Annotated in this window: 7 protein-coding genes; 5 read left to right on the top strand and 2 right to left on the bottom strand. The window is 49.7% G+C overall.

Going from position 1 to position 6,000, the window contains the following annotated elements:
- Positions 1-126 precede the first annotated feature (126 nt).
- From DW082_RS10505 to DW082_RS10485, 4 genes are all read left to right on the top strand, one after another.
- Positions 127-696 (top strand): hypothetical protein, encoded by a 570-nt coding sequence (locus tag DW082_RS10505; RefSeq protein ID WP_049703371.1) that lies wholly within the window; start codon positions 127-129, stop codon positions 694-696.
- Between the two features lie 12 nt (positions 697-708).
- Positions 709-1,095 (top strand): hypothetical protein, encoded by a 387-nt coding sequence (locus DW082_RS10500; protein WP_049702882.1) that lies wholly within the window; start codon positions 709-711, stop codon positions 1,093-1,095.
- 293 nt (positions 1,096-1,388) lie between these two features.
- The gene (locus DW082_RS10490; protein ID WP_101571108.1) at positions 1,389-2,156 is read left to right on the top strand and encodes an SGNH/GDSL hydrolase family protein; all 768 of its coding nucleotides are present in this window, start codon (positions 1,389-1,391) and stop codon (positions 2,154-2,156) included.
- Between the two features lie 134 nt (positions 2,157-2,290).
- On the top strand, positions 2,291-3,157 hold the full coding sequence (locus DW082_RS10485) for an EamA family transporter (RefSeq protein ID WP_055205448.1): 867 nt from the start codon (positions 2,291-2,293) through the stop codon (positions 3,155-3,157).
- A gap of 72 nt (positions 3,158-3,229) precedes the next feature.
- Here the strand turns inward: DW082_RS10485 and glyA are convergent, their stop codons facing one another.
- Entirely contained in the window at positions 3,230-4,510 is a 1,281-nt protein-coding gene (glyA, locus tag DW082_RS10480) for a serine hydroxymethyltransferase (protein ID WP_101571110.1), read from the bottom strand.
- 241 nt (positions 4,511-4,751) lie between these two features.
- Here glyA and fabG point away from each other — a divergent pair, with 241 nt between their 5' ends.
- Positions 4,752-5,498, top strand: a complete 747-nt coding sequence (gene fabG, locus DW082_RS10475) for a 3-oxoacyl-[acyl-carrier-protein] reductase (RefSeq protein WP_055205446.1) — start codon at positions 4,752-4,754, stop codon at positions 5,496-5,498.
- Between the two features lie 144 nt (positions 5,499-5,642).
- Here fabG and DW082_RS10470 read toward each other — a convergent pair whose 3' ends face one another.
- Entirely contained in the window at positions 5,643-5,996 is a 354-nt protein-coding gene (locus DW082_RS10470; protein WP_055205445.1) for a DUF805 domain-containing protein, read from the bottom strand.
- Between the last annotated feature and the right edge of the window lie 4 nt (positions 5,997-6,000).

The following is a 6,000-nucleotide window of genomic DNA, read 5'->3' as shown; positions in this document are numbered from 1 at the left end:
AAGGACAAAAATTTGGCGATATTAAAGATGATATTTCTTATCTTGAATGGCTTGTTTCAATAGGTAAAATATCTATTGAAGACTTTAATTTATTAACTACTATATAACCAATTAAATATGATAAGTATGAAGAAAATTTTAATCACCTTAACAGTACTCTTTGCAGTCATTGACATTATGGCACAAGAGCACCTTTCGTTTAAGGGTATTCCCATTGAGGGAAGTATGACAGAATTTTGTCAAAAGCTCAAATCTAAAGGATTTACTTCAATTGGTCGTGAAAACAATATAACTTTGTTTTCAGGGGACTTTACAGGTCGTCAAGCAACGGTAGGGGTAACTGCTACAGACGATGGAAAAAATGTTTTTGCAGTTGTCGTTTTATTTGACCCAAGTGGGGAGTGGAATACCCTTGTTAATACTTACGACTATTATAAGGATTTATATACTCGTAAATATGGCAAGCCGACAATTTCAAAAGAAAACAACCCTGCCCATTTAGATTCCAATACCGCTTTAATGGCGGAAGTGCATCAGGGAACGGTTGTATATGGTAGTGCATGGGAAGTGACAGGAGGAGATATACAACTTTCAATTGAAAAGTCTTCTGGAGTTTATGAAGGTATGGTAATGATTCGCTATCGTGATTCTCAAAATGTTGAAGCCAAAATCCAAAATGATTTGGATGATATTTAGACAAGGACAGCTATGAAAAAAGTATGTATATTCATTGGTGGTGTTGTCACTGGAGCTATTCTAGTGGTTGTTGTTTCCATGCTTATAGCTGGTGGAAATTCTACTTATAAAGGAATTACATTATTTGAAAAAGAGGGAGAATGTATAAGTGAAAATTCTTTTAAGGTATTTCAAGTTTTGGATTCAGGTGAAGCCTTAGCTAACGAAGTAAAACAAGGATACTTGATACCAACAGGATTAACTGTGTTATTTTTGAATGAGGATGGACTGTCTTACTATGACGACCAAGTTATTAAGATACCTTCAGGTAAATGTGCTAAACAAATAGGGATATTCAAATATTCCGCTAAATCGGGTATGGAAAAGACAGTTCCTATAGTTGGTATACGTAACAAATAGAAAAGGTGGTCATTGACCACCTTTTCTATTTGTTACATAACATAACCTCATGAATGGGATGAATGATTTTCTTTTTTCGCAAGCCGATTTTATAAAATTGCCACCGATAGTTCGTACTTTCGGAAAAAGATATTATATTTGCAAATGAAAGAGTTATTTGACAGTATAGCAACGCAAAACGCTGAATTTCGCACAGTTGCTAAATCGTTACCTCTATTTCTCAAATAATTCGCTAAAAGTTTATTCTTCAATCGGTTAAGTCGAACCGATAAAAATCTAAAATAAATCATAACATGAAAAAAAGAGGTTTATTCGTAATCGCATCGCTCATCCTGATGCTTATTTCCGCCACTTTGCAGGCAGGCGGACTAAAAATTCTGTTCATCGGGGATTCCATTACCGACGGCAACTGGGGCAGCGGAGACGGCAAGCCCTCTTCCGAACGCACTCTATGGGATATGAACCATATATACGGACACGGATTCATGTACCTGTGCGCTTCCCATTACCTGGGAGAATATCCGCAATACGAATATGAATTTTTCAACCGGGGAATCAGCGGAAACTCGCTGTACGATTTGGAAAAACGTTGGCAGGAAGACGTATTGGACATAAACCCCGACGTGCTGTCGATACTCGTCGGCATCAACGACATCAACCGGTACCTGCACGGCGACAGAACCTCGCCGTTCGATTTCGACGCTTGGGACAAAAAATATCGCGAACTGCTCGACCGGACGCGTCAGGAAAATCCGAATCTGAAAATCGTACTGGCCTCGCCGTTCGTCGCCCCCACGGGAAACATGAGCGAAAACAAAGATTTCGGGGAGTATGACAAAATCGTGGAGCGTTGCAGCGCGATCGTAGAAAAGATAGCACGAGATTACAAGGCCGTCTACCTGCCCTACCGACAGATGTTCAACGACCTCTTGCAGCGCGATCCCACATCGCAAAACACTTACTGGATCTGGGACGGCGTTCATCCGACGGCGGCGGGACACCAACGCATGGCCGATCTGTGGATCAGGCAGGTGGACAGGGAAAGAATCCTTCGCCCTTAACGATTCGGCTCATATAAGGGGTCCGGCTCCATCGAACCGGGAAAAAACCAGAAATAAAAACATTCGGATGGAGAATTTCTAAAAAACTCCTTCTCCCCGTCCGGTAAACAGCGATCCGTACAATCTTTGCGAACATGGCGTTAACCGCAATAGCCGTTCTGCTGCGTATTTTGTCGAACCCGTTGGCGAACGTTTTCCAGAAACAGCTCACCGAGCGCTCGGAGCCGCCGCTGAAGGTCAACTTCATCACATTCCTGCTGCTGAGCGCGGTCTGCATCGTTCCTGCCACCCGGATCGAGTGGGCGGCTTTGCCGAAGGAGTTCTGGGTCTGGTGCACGGTCGCCGGCATATTCGGCGCCACCGGAAACGGCTTTCTGGTAAAAGCGTTGCAAGGGGGCGACCTATCGGTGCTGGGACCGATCAATTCCTACAAATCGGTCGTCGGAATGATCGCCGGCATCCTGCTGCTGGGCGAAATTCCCGGATTATGGGGCGTTGCAGGCATCGCGCTAATCGTCGGAGGCAGCTATTTCGTACTGGACACGCTGAACGAAAAGTTTTCTCCGGCCATCCTGCGCAGAAAAGACATCCGGTACCGGATATGGGCCATGGTGCTGACGGCCGTCGAAGCGGTATTCATCAAAAAGGTCATCCTGTACGCTTCGGCCACGACCGCTTTTATCACCTGGTGCTGGTTCGGAGCCTTGTTTTCACTGGCGCTGGCACTACTGGCCGGACGTTCGCAATCGCCGCTGCGGATCCGGCGCAAAGATTTTTCGCGCTACGTCTGGCTGGTGCTCTGCATCGGCACGATGCAGTACACGACCAATTACGTATTCGACCGCATGAACGTGGGATACGCCCTGGCGCTTTTCCAACTCTCGACAATCGTCAGTATCCTACTCGGCTACAAAATATTCCGGGAGCAGGCCATCGGGCGTAAATTGCTCGGAGCCGTAATTATGATCGTCGGATCGGTATTGATTATCTTTTCGAAATGATCCGCAGGCAAAAAACAGGGAGGCAATCCGCACCGGACGCCTCCCTTTGTCATTCGTACGTTTTCTGCCGCTCTACCAGGCGAACAACGGATATTTCGCCATCAACGTATTGACCTCTTTCCGTACGGCAACGATATTCGACTCGTTGTCGATATCCGACAACACCCGGTCGATCAGTTCTACGATCGTTTCCATCTGGTCTTCTTTCAAACCGCGGGTCGTAATGGCCGGCGTCCCGACGCGGATACCCGAAGTCTGGAACGGCGAGCGGCTGTCGAACGGCACCATATTCTTGTTGGTCGTGATATCGGCTTTTACCAGCACCTTCTCGACCTGCTTTCCGGTCAGGTCGGGGAACTTGGTACGCAGATCAATCAGCATCAGGTGATTATCCGTACCGCCCGATACGATTTTGTAACCGCGCTTTACGAATGCGGCAGCCATCGCCTTCGCATTTTTCTGCACCTGCGCCTGATACTCCTTGTAAGAGGAATCGAGCGCTTCGCCGAAAGCGACCGCTTTGGCGGCGATCACATGTTCCAACGGGCCGCCCTGGATGCCGGGGAAAACAGCCGAGTTCAACATAGCGGACATCTTCTTGATCTCCCCTTTCGGAGTCTTGACTCCCCACGGATTCTCGAAGTCCTTACCCATCAGGATCACGCCGCCGCGCGGGCCGCGCAGGGTTTTGTGGGTGGTCGAAGTAACGATATGAGCGTATTTCACCGGATTGTCGAGCAGCCCGGCGGCAATCAGGCCCGCCGTATGCGCCATGTCGACCATCAGCAGCGCGCCCACTTTGTCGGCGATCTCGCGCATCCGCTTGTAATCCCACTCGCGGCTGTACGCCGACGCGCCGCCGATAATCATTTTCGGTTTGTGTTCGAGGGCGAGACGTTCCATCGCATCGTAATCGATCGTTCCGGTCTCTTCGCTCAGCTTGTAGCCGATCGCATTGTAAAGGATACCCGACGTGTTGACCGGCGAACCGTGCGACAAATGACCGCCGTGCGCCAGATCGAGCCCCATAAAAGTATCGCCCGGCTTGAGCACCGTCAGGAAAACGGCCATGTTCGCCTGCGCTCCCGAGTGCGGCTGCACGTTAGCGTATTCGGCGCCGTACAACTCGCACAGACGGTCGATGGCCAGTTGCTCCACCTGATCCACCACTTCGCAACCGCCGTAATAACGCGCCCCCGGATACCCTTCGGCATATTTGTTAGTCAACACGGAACCCATCGCCTGCATAACCTGCTCGCTTACAAAGTTCTCGGAAGCGATCAACTCGATACCGTGCAACTGCCGCTGCTTTTCGCTCTCGATCAATCCGAATAGTTTTTCATCCCTTACCATAAGATTTATCTTTAAAGTTTAATAGCCTTGAAGAACGCTCCAAAGGTAGTAAAAAAGAGCAATAAAACCCACCGAATCATCTCCGAACCAAAATAAATTATTACCTTTGTATGGCTTTCGACGGGGAAACGGGCATAGCTAAAAGGCTCTGCTTAAAGTTGCTCCCGGCAAAAAGCGAGAACCGTCCAGGCGGGATGCCGCCGAAAACGAACCATTTTGTTAGACACTAAAAAACAGACGAATGAAATTACTTGAAGGAAAAGTCGCTATCGTGACCGGAGCCGCCCGGGGAATCGGGAAGGCAATCGCCATGCGGTTTGCCGAAGAGGGCGCGTCGGTCGTCTTTACCGACCTGAAAGTGGACGAAAATTTCCAGAACACGGAAAAAGAGTTGCAGGCGCTCGGCGTCAAGGCCAAAGGATATGCCTCCAACGCCGCAGACTTCGAAGATACGGCCGGCGTGGTGGCTCAGATCGTGAAGGATTTCGGTCGCATCGACGTACTGGTCAATAACGCCGGGATCACCCGCGACGGCCTGATGATGCGCATGAGCGAACAGCAGTGGGATATGGTTATCAACGTGAACCTGAAATCCGCATTCAACTTCATCCATGCCGTAACGCCGGTGATGATGAAGCAGAAAAGCGGCAGCATCATCAACATGGCGTCGGTGGTGGGCGTTTCGGGCAATGCCGGACAGACCAACTACTCCGCTTCGAAAGCCGGCCTGATCGGTCTAGCCAAGTCGATCGCCAAAGAGCTGGGTCCCCGCGGCATCCGCGCCAACGCGATCGCGCCGGGTTTCATCATTACCGATATGACCAATGCGCTGTCGGACGAAGTAAAGGCCGAATGGGCCAAACAGATTCCGTTGCGTCGCGGCGGTACGCCCGAAGACGTGGCCAAGGTAGCCCTGTTCCTCGCATCCGACCTGTCGTCGTACGTCAGCGGACAGGTAATCCACGTTTGCGGAGCGATGAATACCTGATCCGTCGAAATATCGTAAGTCATGCAAACCCGGTACCGGACAGCGGTTACCGGGTTTATTTTACCGGGACGGCCCTATTATGCCGCAAAAAACCGGGGCGTCCCATTCGAACGCCCCGGCCTGTTTCTTGGGTTCCTCGACCTCTTATTCGGCGTCGGGCACTTTTCCGAACCGGTTGTCCGACGGCGTGCCGGGCTGGCAGTAAAGAACGATCAACCAGATGCTCCCCACCAGCGGAATCAAACTGATCAAAATCCAGTACCACTCCTTGTCGATATCCTGCAACCGCCTTACGGAGATAGCCAGGGACGGAATCAACAACGCCAAACTGTACAAACCGCTCAGGATCGCGTTCAGTCCGACGATACCGCCGATAATCCCGACGATCACGGCGGCGATCACATTGTACAAAACGAACATCCAGAACTGCCTGCGCGACGCCCTGCCCTTAAAATCAGCATACTGCAATTTCAGCACATCCAGAAAATACTTTTTCATAAAC

It is taken from the genome of Alistipes sp. AF48-12, assembly GCF_003477565.1.
GTDB lineage: Bacteria > Bacteroidota > Bacteroidia > Bacteroidales > Rikenellaceae > Alistipes_A > Alistipes_A hominis.
Note: the sequence above shows the minus strand (reverse complement) of the source record. Positions and strands in the feature narration are given on the sequence as shown.